This window comes from Vogesella fluminis, from assembly GCF_014652335.1.
GTDB classification, from domain to species: domain Bacteria; phylum Pseudomonadota; class Gammaproteobacteria; order Burkholderiales; family Chromobacteriaceae; genus Vogesella; species Vogesella fluminis.
The window spans coordinates 85,444-104,198 of the sequence record NZ_BMYP01000005.1 but is presented as its reverse complement, the minus strand read 5'-3'; the positions used below and the strand labels follow the sequence as shown (position 1 = coordinate 104,198).

Annotated in this window: 18 protein-coding genes and 1 pseudogene; 13 read left to right on the top strand and 6 right to left on the bottom strand. The window is 66.1% G+C overall.

What is annotated here, in order from left to right:
- Positions 1 to 3 precede the first annotated feature (3 nt).
- From tsaB to IE083_RS03065, 4 genes are read left to right on the top strand one after another with little or no spacing between them, the layout of a single operon-like run.
- Positions 4 to 645 (top strand): tRNA (adenosine(37)-N6)-threonylcarbamoyltransferase complex dimerization subunit type 1 TsaB, encoded by a 642-nt coding sequence (gene tsaB / locus IE083_RS03080; RefSeq protein ID WP_189352165.1) that lies wholly within the window; start codon positions 4 to 6, stop codon positions 643 to 645.
- Entirely contained in the window at positions 638 to 1,087 is a 450-nt protein-coding gene (gene rimI / locus IE083_RS03075) for a ribosomal protein S18-alanine N-acetyltransferase (protein WP_189352164.1), read from the top strand. Before tsaB ends, rimI begins: the two co-directional genes overlap by 8 nt.
- Entirely contained in the window at positions 1,084 to 1,869 is a 786-nt protein-coding gene (locus IE083_RS03070; RefSeq protein WP_189352163.1) for a uracil-DNA glycosylase, read from the top strand. The genes rimI and IE083_RS03070 overlap by 4 nt, the downstream gene beginning before the upstream one ends.
- Positions 1,870 to 1,917: 48 nt before the next feature.
- Positions 1,918 to 2,907: a recombination-associated protein RdgC gene (locus tag IE083_RS03065; protein ID WP_189352162.1), complete on the top strand. Its 990-nt coding sequence runs from the start codon at positions 1,918 to 1,920 to the stop codon at positions 2,905 to 2,907.
- Positions 2,908 to 3,011: 104 nt separating this feature from the next.
- Here the strand turns inward: IE083_RS03065 and IE083_RS03060 are convergent, their stop codons facing one another.
- Positions 3,012 to 4,985 carry a LysM peptidoglycan-binding domain-containing protein gene (locus IE083_RS03060; protein ID WP_189352161.1) on the bottom strand — a complete coding sequence of 658 codons (1,974 nt, stop codon included), beginning with the start codon at positions 4,983 to 4,985 and terminating at the stop codon, positions 3,012 to 3,014.
- 142 nt (positions 4,986 to 5,127) lie between these two features.
- Positions 5,128 to 5,901 carry a hydroxyacylglutathione hydrolase gene (gene gloB / locus IE083_RS03055; protein ID WP_189352160.1) on the bottom strand — a complete coding sequence of 258 codons (774 nt, stop codon included), beginning with the start codon at positions 5,899 to 5,901 and terminating at the stop codon, positions 5,128 to 5,130.
- Between gloB and IE083_RS03050 the strand changes: the two genes are divergently transcribed.
- From IE083_RS03050 to ppx, 8 genes are all read left to right on the top strand, one after another.
- Complete coding sequence (locus tag IE083_RS03050) at positions 5,900 to 6,661, top strand: class I SAM-dependent methyltransferase (protein ID WP_229799567.1); 762 nt, start codon at positions 5,900 to 5,902, stop codon at positions 6,659 to 6,661. The genes gloB and IE083_RS03050 overlap by 2 nt on opposite strands.
- A complete protein-coding gene (rnhA, locus tag IE083_RS03045; protein WP_047968164.1) occupies positions 6,654 to 7,097 on the top strand; it encodes a ribonuclease HI in 444 nt (147 codons plus the stop codon). The genes IE083_RS03050 and rnhA overlap by 8 nt, the downstream gene beginning before the upstream one ends.
- A gap of 46 nt (positions 7,098 to 7,143) precedes the next feature.
- Positions 7,144 to 7,875, top strand: coding sequence for a DNA polymerase III subunit epsilon (gene dnaQ / locus IE083_RS03040; RefSeq protein WP_189352159.1), 732 nt, complete (start codon positions 7,144 to 7,146; stop codon positions 7,873 to 7,875).
- The gene (ispD, locus tag IE083_RS03035) at positions 7,872 to 8,549 is read left to right on the top strand and encodes a 2-C-methyl-D-erythritol 4-phosphate cytidylyltransferase (protein ID WP_189352158.1); all 678 of its coding nucleotides are present in this window, start codon (positions 7,872 to 7,874) and stop codon (positions 8,547 to 8,549) included. Before dnaQ ends, ispD begins: the two co-directional genes overlap by 4 nt.
- Positions 8,550 to 8,671: 122 nt before the next feature.
- Complete coding sequence (gene ispF, locus IE083_RS03030) at positions 8,672 to 9,154, top strand: 2-C-methyl-D-erythritol 2,4-cyclodiphosphate synthase (RefSeq protein WP_189352157.1); 483 nt, start codon at positions 8,672 to 8,674, stop codon at positions 9,152 to 9,154.
- A 20-nt stretch (positions 9,155 to 9,174) separates the two neighbouring features.
- Entirely contained in the window at positions 9,175 to 9,837 is a 663-nt protein-coding gene (gene rpiA / locus IE083_RS03025) for a ribose-5-phosphate isomerase RpiA (RefSeq protein ID WP_189352156.1), read from the top strand.
- Between the two features lie 126 nt (positions 9,838 to 9,963).
- A complete protein-coding gene (phoU, locus tag IE083_RS03020) occupies positions 9,964 to 10,677 on the top strand; it encodes a phosphate signaling complex protein PhoU (protein WP_189352155.1) in 714 nt (237 codons plus the stop codon).
- 87 nt (positions 10,678 to 10,764) lie between these two features.
- Positions 10,765 to 12,249, top strand: a complete 1,485-nt coding sequence (ppx, locus tag IE083_RS03015; RefSeq protein ID WP_189352154.1) for an exopolyphosphatase — start codon at positions 10,765 to 10,767, stop codon at positions 12,247 to 12,249.
- An 81-nt stretch (positions 12,250 to 12,330) separates the two neighbouring features.
- On the opposite strand, the gene efp is transcribed toward ppx, so the two are convergent.
- The 4 genes and pseudogenes from efp to IE083_RS02995 form a co-directional block, all read right to left on the bottom strand.
- Positions 12,331 to 12,894 carry an elongation factor P gene (efp, locus tag IE083_RS03010; protein ID WP_189352153.1) on the bottom strand — a complete coding sequence of 188 codons (564 nt, stop codon included), beginning with the start codon at positions 12,892 to 12,894 and terminating at the stop codon, positions 12,331 to 12,333.
- Positions 12,895 to 12,952: 58 nt separating this feature from the next.
- Entirely contained in the window at positions 12,953 to 14,101 is a 1,149-nt protein-coding gene (gene earP / locus IE083_RS03005) for an elongation factor P maturation arginine rhamnosyltransferase EarP (RefSeq protein WP_189352152.1), read from the bottom strand.
- Between the two features lie 85 nt (positions 14,102 to 14,186).
- Positions 14,187 to 14,537, bottom strand: a pseudogene (locus tag IE083_RS15760) (glutamine synthetase); the annotation flags it as partial.
- A gap of 237 nt (positions 14,538 to 14,774) precedes the next feature.
- Positions 14,775 to 14,936: a hypothetical protein gene (locus IE083_RS02995; protein ID WP_189352151.1), complete on the bottom strand. Its 162-nt coding sequence runs from the start codon at positions 14,934 to 14,936 to the stop codon at positions 14,775 to 14,777.
- Between the two features lie 211 nt (positions 14,937 to 15,147).
- Here IE083_RS02995 and IE083_RS02990 point away from each other — a divergent pair, with 211 nt between their 5' ends.
- Entirely contained in the window at positions 15,148 to 18,459 is a 3,312-nt protein-coding gene (locus IE083_RS02990; protein WP_189352150.1) for a DUF748 domain-containing protein, read from the top strand.
- Positions 18,460 to 18,755 lie beyond the last annotated feature (296 nt).

Here is an 18,755-nt window from a genome sequence, read left to right as displayed (position 1 = left end):
ATCATGAAGTATCTGGCTATCGATACGTCGAACACGCATGTTTCGATTGCGGTCGCTGTGGACGAGCGTTTTTTCTCGGCAACCCTGCCGGTGGTGAATGGCCACTCCGAAGAAACCCTGCCGTTGATCCAGCGCCTGCTGGCCGACAGCGGCATCGGCCTCGCCGAACTGGATGGCATCATTTATGGCCAGGGGCCGGGTGCCTTCACCGGCTTGCGCATCGGTTGCGGTATTGCGCAGGGGCTGGCGTTGGCGCATGACTTGCCGCTGATCCCGGTACCGACGCTGGACGTGATTGCCTTCCAGTCCGGTGCGCCGGCGGTGCAAGTGGTGATGGATGCGCGCATGAACGAGGTCTACACCGCGAGCTATCGCGACGGTGTGGCACAGACGCCGATTACGCTGCAGGCGCGGGCCGCATTGTCCGTGCCTGCCGATATCCCGCTGCTGGCGGGTGATTGCGCGCAGGAGCTGAACTACCCGGGCAAGACCGCGTGCGAGCTGCGCCCGGATGCGGCCAGCTACATCCGGCTGGTACGCCGTGGCGGCTATGCCACGGTGGCGCCGGAAGCAGCGGGGCTGCTGTATATCCGCGACAAGGTGGCGCTGACCGCCACCGAACAGCAAGCACGCAAGTATGGCTGAGCTGCGCCGGCTGTCCGATCCGGCCCTGGCCGAAGCACTGCACCGGCTGGAGTCGGCGGTGTGCGCGCATCCGTGGGCCGTGACGGTCTATGCGCAAACGCTGGCTTCCGAAAGCGAGCGGGTGCAGGTGTTGCAGCAGGCCGAGCAATGGCTGGCGGTGTTGGTGTCCGAGCAGATCCTGGACGAACTGCACATCCACAATATTTTCGTGCCGCTGGCCGCACAGCGCCGTGGCCATGCCCGCGCCGTGTTGCAGGCAGCCTTGGCCGCGGCGAAGGCCGCCGGTGCCACGCGTTGCCTGCTGGAGGTGCGCGCCGGCAATGCGGCGGCCATCGGCCTGTATCGCGCGCTCGGTTTTGTCGACTGCGGCGTGCGCAAGGGCTACTACCGGCATGAGCGCGGACGCGAGGACGCGTTGCTGATGGAGTGCCCGCTGTCATGAGTCGCCAACATCTGCTCCTTCGCGAACTGGGGCTGGCACCGCGTTGGCGTTTGCGTCACGGCGCGGCGCTGGAGCTGGAGTCGGTATCGATGCCAGTCTTGGCACCGGTTGCGGCCAACCTTGTGCCTGCTGCCACCCCTGCGCAGCCAGTGGTTGCTGTACCGGTGGTTGTGCCGGTGGCGGAAGCGGTGCCGGCACCTGCCGTTGTCGAACCGGCCACGACCGCGTTGCCGGACTGGGCGGACTTGCAGCAGCAGGTAGCAAGCTGTACCGCCTGTGGCCTGTGCCAGACCCGCACCCAGGCGGTGTTCGGCAAGGGCAATCCGCGGGCGCGCCTGATGCTGGTCGGTGAGGCGCCGGGTGCGGAAGAGGACAAGCTGGGCCTGCCATTCGTCGGCAAGGCCGGGCAACTGCTGGACAACATGCTGTCCGCCATCGGCCTGGGTCAGGACGATGTCTTTATCGCCAATGTGCTGAAGTGCCGCCCGCCGGGCAACCGCAATCCGGCGGCCGACGAAATCGCCGCCTGTGCCGACTACCTGCGCTGGCAGATTGCCCACGTCCAACCGGAGGTGCTGGTGACGCTGGGCCGCTTTGCCGCCCACGCGCTGTTGCAGAGCGATGCCGCCATTGGTGCGCTGCGGCGCGAGACGCACCAGTACCAGGGCATTCCCTTGTTCGTTACTTTTCATCCGGCGTATCTGCTGCGCAGCCCTGGCGAAAAAGCCAAGGCGTGGCAGGATCTGCTGGCTATCCGTCGTGCGCTGGCCAACAAGGCCTGATCCGGCGCCGCGACCGTCACCTTCTACTGGATAATTCAAGTCAATATCATGTGGTTCCGACAACTCAGTTTCTACCATCTGCCTGCCCCGGAGCAGATCGTGGCCAGCAAGCTGGCCGATGCCCTGATCGCCCGCCAGTTCCAGCGTTGCTCCGGTCTCGACTGGTTCAGCGAGGGCTGGGTCGCCCCCGCGCCGCATCTCGACGAGCCGCTGTATGTGCAGCGCGAGCGCTTGCTGCTGTCGCTGCGCCGCGAGGACAAGGTGTTGCCGGCCAGCGTGATTCGCGACTTCCTGGACGCCAAGCTGCGCGATATTGAGCAGCAGGAGCTGCGCAAGGTTGGCCGCAAGGAAAAGCTGGCGATGAAGGAGCAGATCACCGACGATCTGCTGCCGCGCGCCTTTACCCGTACCAGCCGCACGGCCGCCTATTTCGATCTGGCACGTGGCTGGCTGGTGGTGGACAGCGGCTCCGCCAGCAAGGCGGAAGCGCTGCTGAGCAATCTGCGCGAGGCAATGCCGCCGCTGCCGGCCACGCTGCCGCGCACGGTGCTGGCGCCACACACGCTGATGACCGACTGGCTGGCGGCGGGCGAGGCCTGCGACGACTTCGTGCTGGATTCCGATTGCGAGCTGAAGGACAGCTCGGAAAACGGCGCGGTCGTGCGCTGCACCCGCATGGACCTGACCGCGGACGAGATCCGTCAGCACATCGCCACCGGCAAGCAGGTGACCCGCCTCGGCCTGATCTGGCGCGAGCGCATCCGCTTCACGCTGACCGATACCCTGCAGCTGAAAAAGCTGCAGTTTCTCGACGTGCTGCAGGAAGAGGCCAGCCAGGCGGGGGACGACGCCGCCAGCCTGTTTGAGGCGACCTTCCTGCTGATGAGCGAGGAGCTTGGCGAGCTGATCGACGATCTGGTGCAGGCGCTGGGCGGTTTGCAGGATGCGGCCAACCTTGCACCGCCGGTCGTTGCACCGACCACATCGGCAGCGCCAGCTGCCGAGGCACCCGGCGCGATTGACGTGCCCTGGGATTGACCGGTAGCAGTGCGGCCTGTTGCCGCTGACTGGCCGCTAATCACCATGAAAAACGCCTTGCACCGTCTGGTGCAAGGCGTTTTTCATGGTCGGTCAAGGACAGCTTACAGTCCGCCGTCCTCGACGCGCAGGACCTGCCCTGGCTGGATCCGGTTGGCAACCAGCTGGGTGTTCCAGCGCTGAATGTCGGTGTGATGGATGCCGAACTTGCGGGCGATGCTGAATACGGTATCACCGGATTGCACCACATACTCGGCCGATTTGCGCGCCGGCTGCTGGTAGGCAACGGTACGCAATGACGAGGTCACGCTGGCGGTGGTGTTGCCCAGCGGAGTGCCCAGTACGCGCAGGTTCTGCCCCAGCTTGACCGCGTCGCTGTTCAGCATGTTCAGGCTTTTCAGTTCCGCCACGCTCATGTTGTAGCGGCGCGAGATGTTGTACAGCGTGTCGCCGTTGGCAACGACATGGTTTTCCACGCGGGTGGCCGGGCGCAGCGGCAGCTCGGGGGCGTCGCTGGCGCTGGCCACGGCGGTCGGTGCCGGTTTGGCGCGCGGAGTCGGCACGGCTTGTGGTTTGCTGACTGGCTGGCTCGGTGCGACGGTGGCGGCAGCAGGGACGTTGCTGTTGGCCACGGCGTTCGCCGGAGTGGCTGGGGCCGGCGGTACGGCAATGGTGGCGACAGCCGCGATGGCTGGCGTCGCCAGCGCTACGGCGGCGGTTGGGGCGCTATTGGCAGGGGTGACGGCGGGTGCGGCAATGGCAGTCGTCGGGCTGCTTGCCGGTGTGCTGGCTGCAATGCTGGCAACCGTGATGACTTGTGTCACTGGGGCTGCTGGGGCCGGCGCGGCAACGCTGGCGACGCGTACCATCGGCTGTTCATTGCTGGCGAGCAGCACCGGGGCGGTGGCCGGGGTGACGTCGCTGGCTTCCAGTGTCGCCGGGGCATCCTGGGTGCGGGCGGCAACCAGTACCGGCTGGCCGGCACTGACGGTACGTCTGCCTTGCAGGCTGTTGGCGACCAGCAATTCGTTCGGGTTCATGTCGAACTGCTGGGCCAGTTCGCTGACGCTGAGGTCGCTCTCCGGCACGTGAACCTGCCAGGTCAGCAGCGGCTTGTCCCATTTGGCCAGGTTGGTCTCGAAACGGTGCAGCTTGGTTGCCGGCAGCAGCATCTGGCGGCCGCTCTTGTGCGCGTACACCGGCAGGTTGAACGCGGGGTTGAGTTCCTTGAACTCGGAGACCGGCATTTCCGCCAGCTTGGCCGCGATGTCGATGTTCATGTGCTTGCCGGTGCTGACGGCGACAAAGGCCGGCTTGTTGGGTAGCACGTCGATGCGCAGGCCGAAGTTCTCCGGCTGTGCCATGATGTTGCGGATGGCGAGCAGTTTCGGCGCGTAGTTGCGCGTCTCGGCCGGCATCGCGATGTTTTCGTAGGTTTCGGTTTCACCGCGGGCGCGCACGCGGCTGATCGCCTTGCTCAGGTTGCCCTGGCCCCAGTTGTAGGCGGCCAGCGCCAGGTTCCAGTCGCCGAAGCGGTTGTACAGCGCCTGCAGGTAGTCCAGCGCGGCGCGGGTGGATTCCACCACGTCGCGGCGGCCATCGTACCACCAGGTCTGTTCCAGTTCGTACTCGCGGCCGGTGGCCGGCATGAACTGCCACAGGCCGGCGGCGCCGACCGGCGAGCTGGCCGTCGGCACGAAGGAGCTTTCCACCACCGGCAGGAAGGCCAGTTCGGTCGGCATGCCGCGCTTTTCCACCTCGTTCATGATGTGGAACAGGTATTTGCGGCTGCGGTCCAGGGTGCGGCGCAGGTATTCCGGGCGCGCGGTGTAGTACTTCTCGTGGCGGCGTACCAGCTCGGGATTGACCTCCGGCAGCTGGAAGCCTTCGCGCGCGCGTTGCCACACGTTGTCGCCGTTGCGCAGCAGGCTGGTGTTGATCAGCATCATGTCCAGACCGGCGGCCAGGCCGTCGTCGACGCCGGGCGTGCTCCAGCCCGGTATCGTCACGCTATTGGTCGCGTGGGCGGCGGGCAGGGCAAGGAGTACGGCGAGGGCGAGCGGGGTAAATTTTTTCATGGCAACGGCCTGTCGGAGCATATCGGGCGATGCTACCACGCCCGCCTGCGACGTCAATTATGAAGCGCTATGTTGTTCATTTAATTTCTTGATTTTTGTGTCTTTCACGACAAAACTATTTGCCTGGCGGGTGTCCTGCCATTTAACTGACGCGGAAGTCATTTTTCCATTGCCGCAGGGTGGCGAACACGCCCAGCGCGTCGTTGCCGCCGCCCGGCTGGTGGTGGCGCGCGGTGCGGCGGATGCCGGCCTCGCCGCAGCGCAGGAACGGGTTGTGCTGCAGCTCCTCCGCCAGCAGGCAGGGCAGCGTCGGCAAGTCCTGTTCGCGCCGCGCGCTGTCGCGTTGCCAGCGCTGCTGCAGCGCCGGATTGTCCGGCTCCAGTGCCAATGCAAATTGTAGATTAGCCAGCGTGTACTCGTGTGCCGGATAGCACAACGTCTGCGGTGGCAATGCGGCCAACCTTTGCAGCGAGGCGTGCAGGCTTTCAATGCTGCCGTCAAATACGCGGCCACAGCCGGCGGCAAACAGGGTGTCGCCGCAAAACAGGTGCTGGCCGCAATGAAATGCCAGATGGTTGGCGGTGTGGCCGGGCACTTCGTAAACCTGGCAGTCCAGGCCCAGGGCCGGGAGCTGGCTGCCTTCCATCACCGGCACGCTGACGCCGCTGACAGCGGGCGGGCCGTACACCGGACAGCCCGGCCACTGCGCGTGCAGCGCCGGCAGGCCGCCGATGTGGTCGTGGTGGTGGTGGGTGATCCAGATCGCGTGCAGACTCAGCTGCGCCTGCGCCAGAAACTGCTGCACCGGGGCGGCGTCGCCCGGGTCGACCACGATCGCGGCGCGGTCGTCGTGCAAAACCCAGATATAATTATCAGAGAACGCCTTGAGTGGGGTAATGCGTACAATGTCGGCCATGAGTGATCCCGCAATGATGGAAGAGTTCGCTGACTGGCTGGCCAGCGCCGAACTGGGACAATACCTGCTGGCGCAGGAACAGGCTTTCTTCGACAGCGCGGTGGCCGACGTGTTCGGTTTTCGCGCGCTGCAGATCGGCCTGTGCCAGCACGATTTCCTCGCCATGAACCGCATCCCGTGGAAGGGGCTGGCGGCCGCCTGCGGCGAGCCGGGCGTGGTCTGCGATCCGGCCTTCCTGCCCTTCGACAGCAAGAGCCTGGATCTGGTCATTTTGCCGCACGGGCTGGATTTTACCAGCCTGCCGCACCAGGTGCTGCGCGAGGCGGAGCGGGTGCTGGTGCCGGAAGGGCGGCTGATCATCAGCGGTTTCAATCCGGCGTCGCTGTGGGGCGTGCGCCGCCTGCTGCAGGGGCGGGAAGACAACCCGTGGCGCGGCAACTTCGTGTCGCTGCCGCGCATCCGCGACTGGCTGAAATTGCTGGAGCTGGAGCACGAGGCCACCTCATTCATGGCATACTCGCCGCCTTTGGCGCGCAAGGACTGGCTGGCGCGCTGGCAGTTCATGGAAAGCACCGGCGCGCGCTGCTGGCCGCTGGCCGCCGGCGTCTATGGCGTCGTCGCCGTCAAGCGTCAGCGCGGCATGCGCTTGATCACGCCGCGCTGGGCGCCGGCCAAGCCGGCCCGGGCGATGCTGGTCGCCGGCGGCAACGACCGCAACCCGCTTACCCGTAGCTCTGATAACGAGACATTGCATGACTGACGAAATCGTCGAGATTTACCCTGATGGCGCCTGCAAGGGCAATCCCGGCCCCGGTGGCTGGGGCGTGCTGCTGCGCTACAAGGGGCAGGAAAAGGAAATGTTCGGCGGCGAAGCCGGCACCACCAACAACCGCATGGAACTGCTGGCGGTGATCCGCGGCCTGGAAACGCTGAAGCGCAGCTGCCGCATCGTGGTGTACACCGACTCGCAGTACGTGCAAAAAGGCATCTCCGAGTGGATCCACGGCTGGAAGACGCGCGGCTGGAAGACCGCCAGCAAGGAGCCGGTGAAGAACGCCGACCTGTGGCAGCAGCTGGATGCGCTGCGCAACAACCACCAGGTGGAGTGGCGCTGGGTCAAGGGCCACGCCGGCCATGAATTCAACGAGCGCGCCGACCAGCTGGCCAATGCCGGCGTCGACAGCCTGCGCCGCTAGCCAGCTGCCCGCTTGCGGCCAACCTTGAACCCCATCTGATACCATCATGCGCCAAATCATTCTTGATACCGAGACCACCGGCCTGGAGCCGAGCCAGGGCCACCGCATCATCGAGTTTGCCGGCCTGGAAATGGTGGACCGCAAGCTGACCGGTCGCCACCTGCACCTGTACATGCACCCCGAGCGCGAGATCGACCCCGACGCCGAGCGCGTGCACGGCATCTCGCTGGATTTTCTCGCCGACAAGCCGAAATTCCACGCCGTCGCCGACGAGCTGGTGGACTTCATCAGCGGCGCCGAGCTGATCATCCACAACGCGCCGTTTGACGTCGGCTTCCTCAACGCCGAATTCAGCCGCCTCGGCATCGCGCCGGTGGACAAGCTGTGCGCGCTGGTCACCGACACCCTGCGCATGGCGCGCGACACCTTTCCCGGCAAGCGCAACAGCCTGGACGCCTTGTGCGACCGCTTCGAGATCGACCGCAGCAACCGTACCCTGCACGGCGCGCTGATCGACTGCGAGCTGCTGGCCGAGGTCTATCTGTGGATGACGCGCGGACAGGACAGCCTGCTGGCGGATGCCGCCGGCGAGGATGATGCCGCGGCCGGCAGCAGCGTGCGCATGGCCTTCGAGCGCAAGCCGCTGGCCGTGCTGCCGCCCAGCGAGGAAGAACTGGCCGAACACCAGGCCTACCTGGACCTGCTGGACAAGAGCGTGAAAGGCACCTGCCTGTGGCGCAGCATCGAAAACCCGCCACTGGCAGAGCCCGCCGCATGAGCCGCCGCATCGCACTGGTGCCGGCCGCCGGCCACGGCAGCCGCTTCGGCTCGGCCACGCCCAAGCAGTATCTGCTGCTGGACAGCCGCCCGCTGCTGGCGCACACGCTGGACGTGCTGTGCCGCTGCGCCAGCATCGGCCGCGTGGCGGTGGTGATCTCGCCCGGCGACGAATGGTTCGACAGCTTCGACTGGCCGCAGCCCAAGCTGGAAGTGCTGCGCGTCGGCGGCCCCAGCCGCGCCGAGAGCGTGGCCGGCGGCCTGGCGGCGCTGGCGGCCGACGCCGACGACTGGGTGCTGGTGCACGACGCGGCGCGTTGCTGCCTGAGCCCGGACGCGCTGCAGCGCCTGCTGGATGAAGTGGGCGATGACGCCATCGGCGGCCTGCTGGCGCAGCCGGTGGCCGATACCGTCAAGCGGGCGAGTCCGCAGGGGCGTGTCGCCGCCACCGTGCCGCGCGACGGCCTGTGGCTGGCGCAGACGCCGCAGATGTTCCGCGCCGGCCTGCTGGCCGAGGCACTGCAGGATGCGGCCAACCCGGCGATTACCGACGAAGCCTCCGCCATCGAGCTGCTGGGCCATGCGCCGCGGCTGGTGGAGGGCGAGGCACAGAATTTCAAGGTGACGTGGCCGCAGGATCTGGTGCTGGCGGCGGCAATACTGGCGGCGCGGTGAGATTGATTTTTTTTTGCCACGGAAGCACACGGAAAACAGCACGGGCAAGTCAAAAGTTGGCCGCATGGAGTGGTCCGTGTTTTTCCGTGTGCTTCCGTGGCTAAAGATAAGGTATTGAAAGCATGACAGCATTCCGTATCGGCCAGGGCTACGACGTGCATCGTCTGGTCGAAGGCCGCCCGCTGATGCTCGGCGGGGTACACATCCCGCACGACAAGGGCTTGCTCGGCCACTCCGACGCCGACGCGCTGTTGCACGCCATCACCGACGCGGTGCTGGGCGCGGCGGCGCTGGGCGATATCGGCCGGCACTTCCCCGATACCGACGCCGCGTTCAAGGGCGCCGACAGCGGCGTGCTGCTGCAGGAGGCGATGCGCCGCGTGCGCGCCGCCGGCTGGCAGCTGGTGAACGTGGACAGCACCATCATCGCGCAGGCGCCGAAGCTGGCGCCGCACATCGATGCCATCCGCGCCCGCATCGCCGCGCTGCTGGATATCGACGTGGCCTGCGTCAACGTCAAGGGCAAGACCAATGAAAAGCTCGGCTACCTCGGCCGGGCGGAGGCGATCGAAACGCAGGCGGTGTGCCTGCTGGTGCCGCAATAATTCCTCATTCCGGAGACCCCATGGACCAGAACCAACTGAAACAGCTGGTGGCACAACAGGCCATCAAATTCGTGCCGGATGACTGCATCGTCGGCGTCGGCACCGGCAGTACCGTCAACTTCTTCATCGACGAGCTGGCCAGGATCAAGGGCCGCATCAAGGGCGCGGTGTCCAGCTCGGACGCGTCGACCAGGCGGCTGAAGGAAATCGGCATTCCGGTGTATGACCTGAACACGGTCGGCCCGGATGAACTGCCGGTGTATATCGACGGCGCCGACGAGGTCAACCACCACCTGCACATGATCAAGGGCGGCGGCGCGGCGCTGACACGCGAGAAGATCATCGCCGCGGTGGCGCAACAGTTCATCTGCATCGCCGACGAGAGCAAGTATGTGTCGGTGCTGGGCACCTTCCCGCTGCCGGTGGAGGTGATTCCGATGGCGCGCAGCCATGTGGCGCGCGAGATCGTCAAGCTCGGTGGCCATCCGGAGTGGCGCATGGGCGTCACCACTGACAACGGCAACATCATCCTCGACGTGCATGGTCTGCAGATCGCCGAGCCGGTGAAACTGGAGCAGCAGATCAACCAGATCGTCGGCGTGGTCACCAACGGCCTGTTCGCCGCGCGCCGGGCCGACGTGCTGCTGCTGGGGACGGCCGCTGGCGTGAAGGAACTGGGCTAAGTCCGGCCCCGCTTGCGGCCAACGTTGGCCGCAAGCGCTGCGTTACCGTGCATCTTGCTGCAACAGAACTGTCATGTTGCGCGTCTATCATGGCGCGCTTGAAGCCGAAAACCAACGAGGTCGCTCATGCCTGATCACATTTCCAAGCAGTTTGATATGGAGCTCGAAAATATCCGCACCCGCGTACTGCAGATGGGTGGTCTGGTCGAGCAGCAAATCCGCGCCGCGATGGAGGCATTGCAGGACGGGGATATCGATCGCCTCGACCGCGTGATCACCGATGATGCCAAGGTCAACGCCTTCGAGGTGGAGATCGACGAAGACTGCCAGCACATCATCGCCCGCCGTCAGCCGGCCGCCAGCGACTTGCGCATGGTGATCACGGTGATCAAGACCATCACCGACCTGGAGCGCATCGGCGACGAAGCGCAGAAGATTGCCCGTGTCGGCCGCTCGCTGTACCAGTCGTCACGCTATCCGACGCCGCGCTTTCGCGAGGCCGACAAGATGGCCAAGTCGGCACTGGCGATGCTGCATCGCGCACTGGACGCGTTTGCCCGCCTCGATCCCACTGCCGCAGTGGAGCTGGCCGAAGAAGACGTGATGCTGGACGAGGACTATGCGTCCGAGCTGCGCTCGCAGATCACCTACATGATGGAAGACCCGCGCACCATCACGCTGTCGATCGACACCCTGTTCATCTGCAAGGCGATCGAGCGCATCGGCGACCACGCCAAGAACATCTCCGAATACGTGGTGTATCTGGTGAAGGGCAAGGACATCCGCCATACCACGCTGGAAGACAAGAAGCGCGAGACCCTGCCGCAAGAGCCGGCCTGATTTTGCGTGCAGTAGTCCAAGGGCGGCGGTAACATCGGTTACCGCCGTTTTTTCATTTACCAACCCGTTTCCAAGAAGGGGTGATTCTTGAACAGTACCACGCCCCCCTATGATGTATTGGCCACCGTCGACCTCGGTTCCAACAGCTTCCGGCTGCAAGTGTCGCGCGTGGTGGATGATCAGCTGTACCCGCTGGACGTACTGAAGGAAACCGTCCGCCTGGGTGGCGGACTTACCGAAGACAAGCTGCTGGAGCAGGACACCATCGATTGTGCGCTGGCCTGCATGGCACGCTTTGGTGAGCGGCTGCGCGGTTTCGAGGCGCACCAGGTGCGCGTCGTCGGTACCAACACCCTGCGCGTGGCCAAAAATGCCGCAACATTCATCAGCGAGGCCGAAAGGCTGCTGGGCTTCCCGATCGAGATCATTGCCGGCCGCGAGGAGGCGCGCCTGATCTACCTCGGTGCCGCGCACAGCCTGCCCGCCACCAGGGAGCGCCGGCTGGTGGTCGATATCGGCGGCGGCTCTACCGAATTCATCATCGGCAGCCAGTACAAGGCGCACGTGACCGAGAGCCTGCCGCTGGGCTGCGTCACCTACAGCCTGCGCCATTTCCCCGGTGGCAAGATCGGCAAGGCCGCGTTCCGCGACGCCGAGCTGGCCGCCGCCAGCGAGATCCAGCGCATCACCCACGCCTATCCGCCGGGTGAATGGCAACTGGCAGTCGGCACCTCAGGCACTGCGCGTTCGCTGCGCGACATCCTGGAAATCAATGACTGGACCAGCGGCGAGATCACTCTCGGCGGCATGTTGCGCCTGCGCGAGGAGCTGCTGCGCTTCGGCTCGTTCAAGGCCATCGACCTGAACGGCCTCAAGCCGGACCGGGCGCCGGTGATCTGCGGCGGCCTGGCGGTGATGATCGCGGTGTTCCAGACCCTGCATATCGAGCGCATGATCGTCACCGATGGCGCACTGCGCGACGGCGTGCTCTACGACCTGCTGGGACGACAGCGGGAGAAGGACATGCGCGACTCCACCATTGCCCAGTTCAAACGCCGTTATCACGTCGATACCGCGCAGGTGGAGCGGGTGTTGCGTCTGGCCGAGCAGTTTTACGGCATGGTGGCGCCGGATGGCCCGCTGCTCAAATGCCTGAACTGGGCGGCGAAAGTGCACGAGATCGGGCTGTCGATCGCGCACACTGCCTACCACAAGCATTCCGCCTACATCCTGCAGTATGCCGACATGCCTGGCTTCTCGCGGCGCGAGCAGAGCGAGCTGGCCACCATCGTGCTCGGCCACCGTGGCGACATGGGCAAGATGACGCGCGAGATCGCCGATCCGGAGCTGTGGCACGCGGTGCTGGCGCTGAGGTTGGCCGCATTGTTCTGCCGCAGCCGCAACGATGTCGATGGCAGGGCGGTGCGTAACGTGCAGCAGACCATGAACGGCTACGCCCTCACCATCGATGGCGACTGGCTGGAAGCCAATCCGCTGACCACCAGCGCCTTTGGTCAGGAGGTGAACCAGTGGCGCCGCGTCGGCATGTTGCTGGAGCTGCGCCCGGCCTGACCTGCCGGATCATGGCAAACCGGGCCCCCAAGCAAAAGACCACCGCGTGCGGTGGTCTTTTGCTGGTGGCAGACCGGGAAATCAGGCGCGCTTCTTGAACTCGTTGGTGCGGGTATCGATTTCGATCTTGTCGCCGGTGTTGACGAAAGCCGGAACCTGTACTTCGAAGGTGGTGCCAGTCAGGCGTGCAGGTTTCAGTACCTTGCCGGAAGTGTCGCCGCGTACGGCCGGTTCGGTGTATTCCACTTCGCGGACCACGGTGGTCGGCAGTTCTACGGAGATGGCCTTGCCGTCGTAGAAGGTGACCTGGCATTCGTCTTCCATGCCGTCAACGATGTAGTTCAGGGTGTCGCCCAGGTTGTCGGCTTCGACTTCGTACTGGTTGAACTCGGCGTCCATGAACACGTACATCGGATCGGCGAAGTAGGAGTACTGGCAGTCCTTGCGATCCAGCACCACCACGTCGAACTTGTCGTCGGCACGGTACACGGCTTCGGAACCGGCGCCGGACAGCAGGTTTTTCATCTTCATTTTCACGACCGATGCATTGCGGCCGGATTTGCTGAATTCAGCTTTTTGTACAACCATCGGCTCGCCGCCGACCATGAATACGTTACCTGCGCGGAGTTCCTGAGCGGTTTTCATGCGTGTTAAGTCCTAAAGTCTTGAATCGGAATCGGAAAACGATTCCCTTGGAAACCGGTTATTGTAGCTGCTTTTCGGTGAACTGCACCAGTCGTGTGGCAAGGTCGCCGTGCGCCAGTTGCATTTGCGACCAAATGCGGGCGTGTTCCCGCCATGCCGGCAGTACGGCCAGCACTTGCCGCCAGCTGGCGCTGACGTCCTGCTTGCGGTTCCAGCCGCGCCACAGCTCGCCCACCGCCTGTTGCTGCGCCGCCGGCAGCGGTACCAGGTAGCGTTGCAAAAAAGCCTCCAGCTTGACCAGATGTGCGTCCTCGTCCTGGCGGTAGATGTGCCACAGGAACGGCCGCGCCGCCCACTGCGCCCGCACGAAGCTGTCCTCGCCGCGCACGATATTGAGATCGCACGACCACAGCAGCCGGTCGTAGCCGTGCTGGTCGGTCAGCGGCAGCACGTGCAGCGTCAGCGCGCCGCGCTGCAGCACATCACCGGCCTGCGGCAGTTGCGGCAAGCCCAGCGCGGCGGCGACATCCGGCAACACCTTGCCCTGCGGCACCAGCAGTCGCAGCGGCTGGCTGCCGGCGGTGCAACTGGCCAGCCACTGCCGTGCGGCGGCGGACTCGTAGCAGAACAGGCTGACGCGCAGCTCGCCGGCGTGGCGCGGCGGCACGCCCAGATGTTGCCAGTAGGCATCCTGCAGCACCGCGTCGGCCTGCCACGCGTCGCGCTGCGCCGGCAGTGCCCGTTCGCACAGCAGGCCGCCGGTATCGTCGCCAAAGCCGGGAAAGAAGAAGTGCTTGGTCAGCGGCAGCTGCGGATGCGGCGAGGCCAGGCCGTGGCAGCCGGCGACCCAGTCTTCCGCCGACAGGTATTCCAGATTGATCCACACCGGCTTGCGCGCCCGGCCGACCATGGCGGCCAGATAGCGCTCCGGCAGCGGGCAGCCGAAGGCCTCGATCACCACGTCGGCGGCGTCGGTGGCCGGAAAGTCCTGCGCCGGCCAGAGCCGGATGTCGACGCCGTCCAGCACCTGCTGCGCCAGCGCCGGCTGCAGGCCGGGGGCGATGCGGGCAAAGCTGGCCAGATCGTCCACCCACAGGCGCACCGCGAAGCCGTACTCGTGCGCCAGCTGCCGCGCCAGGCGCCAAGTGACGCCGATGTCGCCGTAGTTGTCGATCACGGTGCAGAAAATGTCCCAGCGTTGCGCCATGCCGTGCTCTCCATTGAATGGCTGCGCAGCATAGCGCAGCCGGCGCCGGCGACAAAGCGTTGCGGCCAACCTTGCACACAAGGTCCTGTGTCTCGCACCAGTCGTACATCACGTCGAAGATGTCGTCGTATTCGTTGACCGCGTCGATGGAAAAGCTCTGCATCCCGGCCTCGGTGCGCTTGGTGCGGCCAACCGGCGGTTTCAGTGGGATGTCTTCGTCGGGTTCGACCTGTACCAGGTAGAACTCCATTTCCGGGGCGACGATGGCGGACAGACCGTCCTGCTGGTACAGCTTGAGGATGCGCTTGAGCACATTGCGCGGCGCGAGGTCGGCGTCGCTGCCGTCGAAATTGACGCAGTCGTGGATGATCTGCGCGGTTGGTTCCTTGGCCCACGGGACCGGGCGCACGGTGCTGGCGTCCGGGATCAGGCGCATGTCGGGGTCGGCGACGGAGGTGAAGTCCTGCTCGGGAAAGTCGCCGGTGACGGTCATCGACAGCACGGCTTCCGGCAGGCGCAGGCCCTCGGCGGGGTTGTACTTGTGGCGCGGCACGATCTTGCCGCGCGCCAGCCCGGTCATGTCCGGGATCAGGCATTCCACTTCGGTGATGTGATGGTCGTCCAGCCATTGCTGGATTGTCTGTGCGTCGTTCATCGGGTAGTCCTGTGGCGATCAGGTGTGGGCGCCGGAGCTGGTGCTGCGGCGTTCGTGGTTGAGCAGCGCGTCGCGGCGGCGCGCCAGCGTCAGGAAGGCCTGCGCGGTGTCGAGGCGCAGGTCGCAGGGTTGCCGCAGCAGCGGCTGGCGTGCACGGCACGGCCAGGCGAGATCAATCAAAATGCGTTCCTCTTCAGGGTATAGAATGACTAATGAAAGCCGCAGCCCAGGCTGCGGTGTTTAAAATTATGGTCACGCTTCGCCATGCTATGAGCGGCACGGCGCGACTGCAACCTTCGCCCGCCTTGCTGCTGGCCGTTTGTGGAATAAAGCCCACAGCCGCGGTCGCGTGCCTGCGGGCGAAGGCTGCCCATTTTTGCCGGACTGTTTAATGATGAGTGAAACCGCTGCCAAGCCTGCCGCCACGCCCGCGCGCTGGCCCCGTCGACTGTTGTGGATCGCGACCGCGGTGGCCGTGCTGCTGGGCGGGCTGTGGGCCGGGGTGCCCAAGGCGCTGGACTACGCGGCCGGCAACTGGGCGCAAAAGCTTGGCCGCAAGTTGACGCTGGGCGAGGTGGAATTTGCGCCGTGGGCGTGGCGGCTGACCGTGCACGACCTGCGCCTGAACGATCGCGACGGCACGCCGCTGTTCAGCGCCGCACGCCTGAATGTCGATGCCGAGGCGCTGCCCTTGCTGCTTGGCCGCTTCGAGTTGGCGGAGCTGACGCTGGACACGCCACGACTGTGGGCGGCGCGCAATGCGCAGGGCGAATGGAACTGGACGCGCCTGCTGCGCGATGCCGCCGGCCCGGACACCGAACCGGACGAGGAGGCCAGCGAGCCGCCCAAGCTGCTGCTGACCCAGCTGGCGCTGAACAAGGGCCAGCTGCTGCTGCACGACCGGCTGGCCGGCGACGTGCAGCGCCAGGTGCTGCCGCTGGACTTCCAGCTGAAAAACCTGTCCACGCTGCCCAATAACCACGGTCGCTACCGCCTCACCGCCGAGCTGGACGACGGCACCCGGCTGGACTGGCAGGGCAGCCTGCTGTTGCAGCCCTTGCAGTCGGACGGGGTGTTGAAGGCGTCCGGCTTCACCCTCGCCAGCGTGTGGCCGTACGTGCAGCCACATCTCAGGCTGGCGCCGCCACAGGGCAAGCTGAGCGTCAGCCTGCCCTACCACTTCGATCTGGCCGGCAAGACGGTGCGGCTGTCAGCCAGGGGCGTTGCGGCCAACCTTGCGGGACTGGTGGTGAGCGCGCCGGGCAGTGGCGGCCGCTTCCGGCTCGGCCAGCTGGCGCTCAGCGGCGGCGAGTTCGATCTCGCCAGCCGGCGGCTGAGCGTGGGCCGGCTCAGCCTCGCCGGCGGCGAGCTGGATACCGTGCTCGACCGCCACGGGCAGCCGGACTGGCTGGCGGCCCTGCCTCCCACCGCCGCACCGGCCGCGACCAGCGTGAAAACCACCACGACGAGCAAGCCGACGCTAGCCACCACCAAGCCGGCGCCGGGCTGGACGGTGAGCCTGCCGGCCATCCGCGTCGACAACTGGCAGCTGCGCGCCACACACCAGGGCTTCGTCACGCCGCTGTCCGCCAGCCTGAAGCTGGACAGCCTGCAGGCCGGCATCAATCTTGACGCCAAGGGCGGGCTGACGGTGCAGGGCGCCACGCTGTCGCTGTCGCAGCTCATCGCCGCCAGCGGCGAGCGGCCGCCGTTCGCCACCCTGGCCGGTCTGCAGCTGGCCAGCAGCGAGCTGGATCTGGGCAAGCACCGCGTCACGCCGGGCGACGTCACGCTGCAGGGCTTGCAGCTGGCGCTGAACCGCGGCAAAGACGGCAAGCTGGATATCGCCGAGGCGTTGCGCCGGCACGAATCCGCCGCCAAGGCGGCCCCCGCACCCGAGACCGCCCCGCCGGATTCCCCTGCGTGGCAGATCCGCTACCCGCAGCTGACGCTGGCGGGCGGCAGCGTCAGCTGGCGCGATGCCGGCCTCAGCCAGCCGGTGAGCGTGACGCTGCAGGATGTCGGTGCCAGCGTCAGCGGCGATCCGCAACAGGGCTTTGCCGTGCAGCTGGCGGCGGCGCTGGGGCCGGGCAAGCTGCAGCTGGATGCCACGCTTGCGGCCAACCTGCAGGACATCAAGGGCCGGTTGCAGGCCCGCCGCCTGCCGCTGCGCGGGGTGGCGCCGTACGTGCTGGAGCAGACGGCGCTGCGTTTTGGCGGCGGCGAGCTGTCGGCCGATCTGGGCTTTGCGCTGGCCGGCAGTCGCTGGCAGGCCGACGGCAAGGCGGCGCTGGACAAGCTGGCATTGTACGAACCGGGGCGGCGCGAGGTGCTGCTGGGCTGGCAGCAGCTGGCGGTGTCCGGCATCAAGGCGCAGCCGGAGCGGGTGAACCTTGCCGACGTGCGGCTGGTGTCGCCGCAGCTGCGTTTCATCCTCGATGAAAAGCGGGTGCCCAACTTCGCCCACCTGATGAAGCCGCAGCCGGCGAGCGCGCAGCCCGCCAGGCCGGCGGCTGCGGGCAAGAGCAGTGCCGCGCCGGTGGTCGAGGTGCGCGCCATCCGCGTGCGCAATGCGCGCATGGACTTTGCCGATCTGGGGTTGCAGCCCAGCTTCGCCACCCGCATCCACTCGCTGTCCGGTACCGTGCTGGGCCTGTCCAGCCGGCCCGGCCGTCGCGGCACGGTGACGCTGGACGGCCGCGTCGACCAGTTCGGCGACGTGCGCATCCGCGGCGCGCTGTCGCCGCTGGCGGTGAGCGACGACCTCGACATGGCGCTGAACTTCCGCAACATTCCGCTCTCCAGCCTCAACCCCTACTCGATGACCTTTGCTGGCTGGCAGATCACCGACGGCCGGCTGACCACCGAGCTGCGCTACCTGCTGAAAAACCGCCAGCTGCAGGGCGACAACCGCGTGGTGATCGACCACATCCGGCTGGGTGAGGAGGTCGCCGACTACGACGGCACCCGCCTGCCGCTGCGCCTCGCGGTGGCGTTGCTGGAAGACAGCGACGGCCGCATCGACCTCGCGCTGCCGGTGGCCGGCAGCCTCGATGCGCCGGACTTCTCCTACGGCCACCTGGTGTGGCAGGCGTTGCGCAACATTGTGGTCAAGATCGTCACCGCGCCATTCCGCGCGCTGTTCAGCGGCGAGGGCTTCGACGAGATCTATGCCGATGCCGGCGATGACCGCATTCCGCCGCCGGAGCGCGAGAAGCTGGCCAAGCTGGCGGACTTGCTGGCCAAACGGCCGAAGCTGGCGCTGGCCATCGGCGGTGGCTATGACGCCGAGCAGGACAGCCGCGAGCTCGCGCGCTACCGCGTCGACAGCGACATCCTGAAGCGCGCCGCCTACCGGCTGCAGGCCGACGAGCCGCTGCCGCTGCCGGACATGGGCGATCCGGCGATCCGCAAGGCGGTGGGCGACGGCTACGCGCAGCAGTTCGGCCGTTTCGCCTGGCTCAAGCGCGTCGCCAGCGAGAAGGATACCGCCGAGCGGGCGCAGGCGATGCGCGGCGAACTGCTGGCGGCGCAGAAGATCGACGATGCAGCCTTGCGGGCGCTGGCCACCGCGCGCGGCAATGCGGCGCGGCAGCTGCTGCTAGCGGCGCAACCGGCGCTGGCAGACCGCATCAGCGTGCTGGAGCCGGACAAGGTGAAGGCTGACAAGGATGGCGTGCCGCTGCTGCTGAAGCTGGAATAAGAACCTGTTCAAGGGCGCACATGCGTGCTTGCGGCCAACCTTGCTGCAAGGTTGGCCGCAAGGCCTTGATCGGCGGGGAGTGCAGTTGCCGTACTGCCGCCGGCCACGCCGGGCGGCTGCTCCCGCTCCGGGAAGGGCGATTTCGCACCCGGGGTCTGTTGATGTTTCGCTTGCGGCCGCGCCGGGTGAAAGAAATGCCCGGTCCTGCGGGCTTTGACCCAAACGGGATCCATAAACGAAACGTCAACAGACCCTAACCACTCCACGCTATATGTAGCTATAATCCTTTTTTTTAG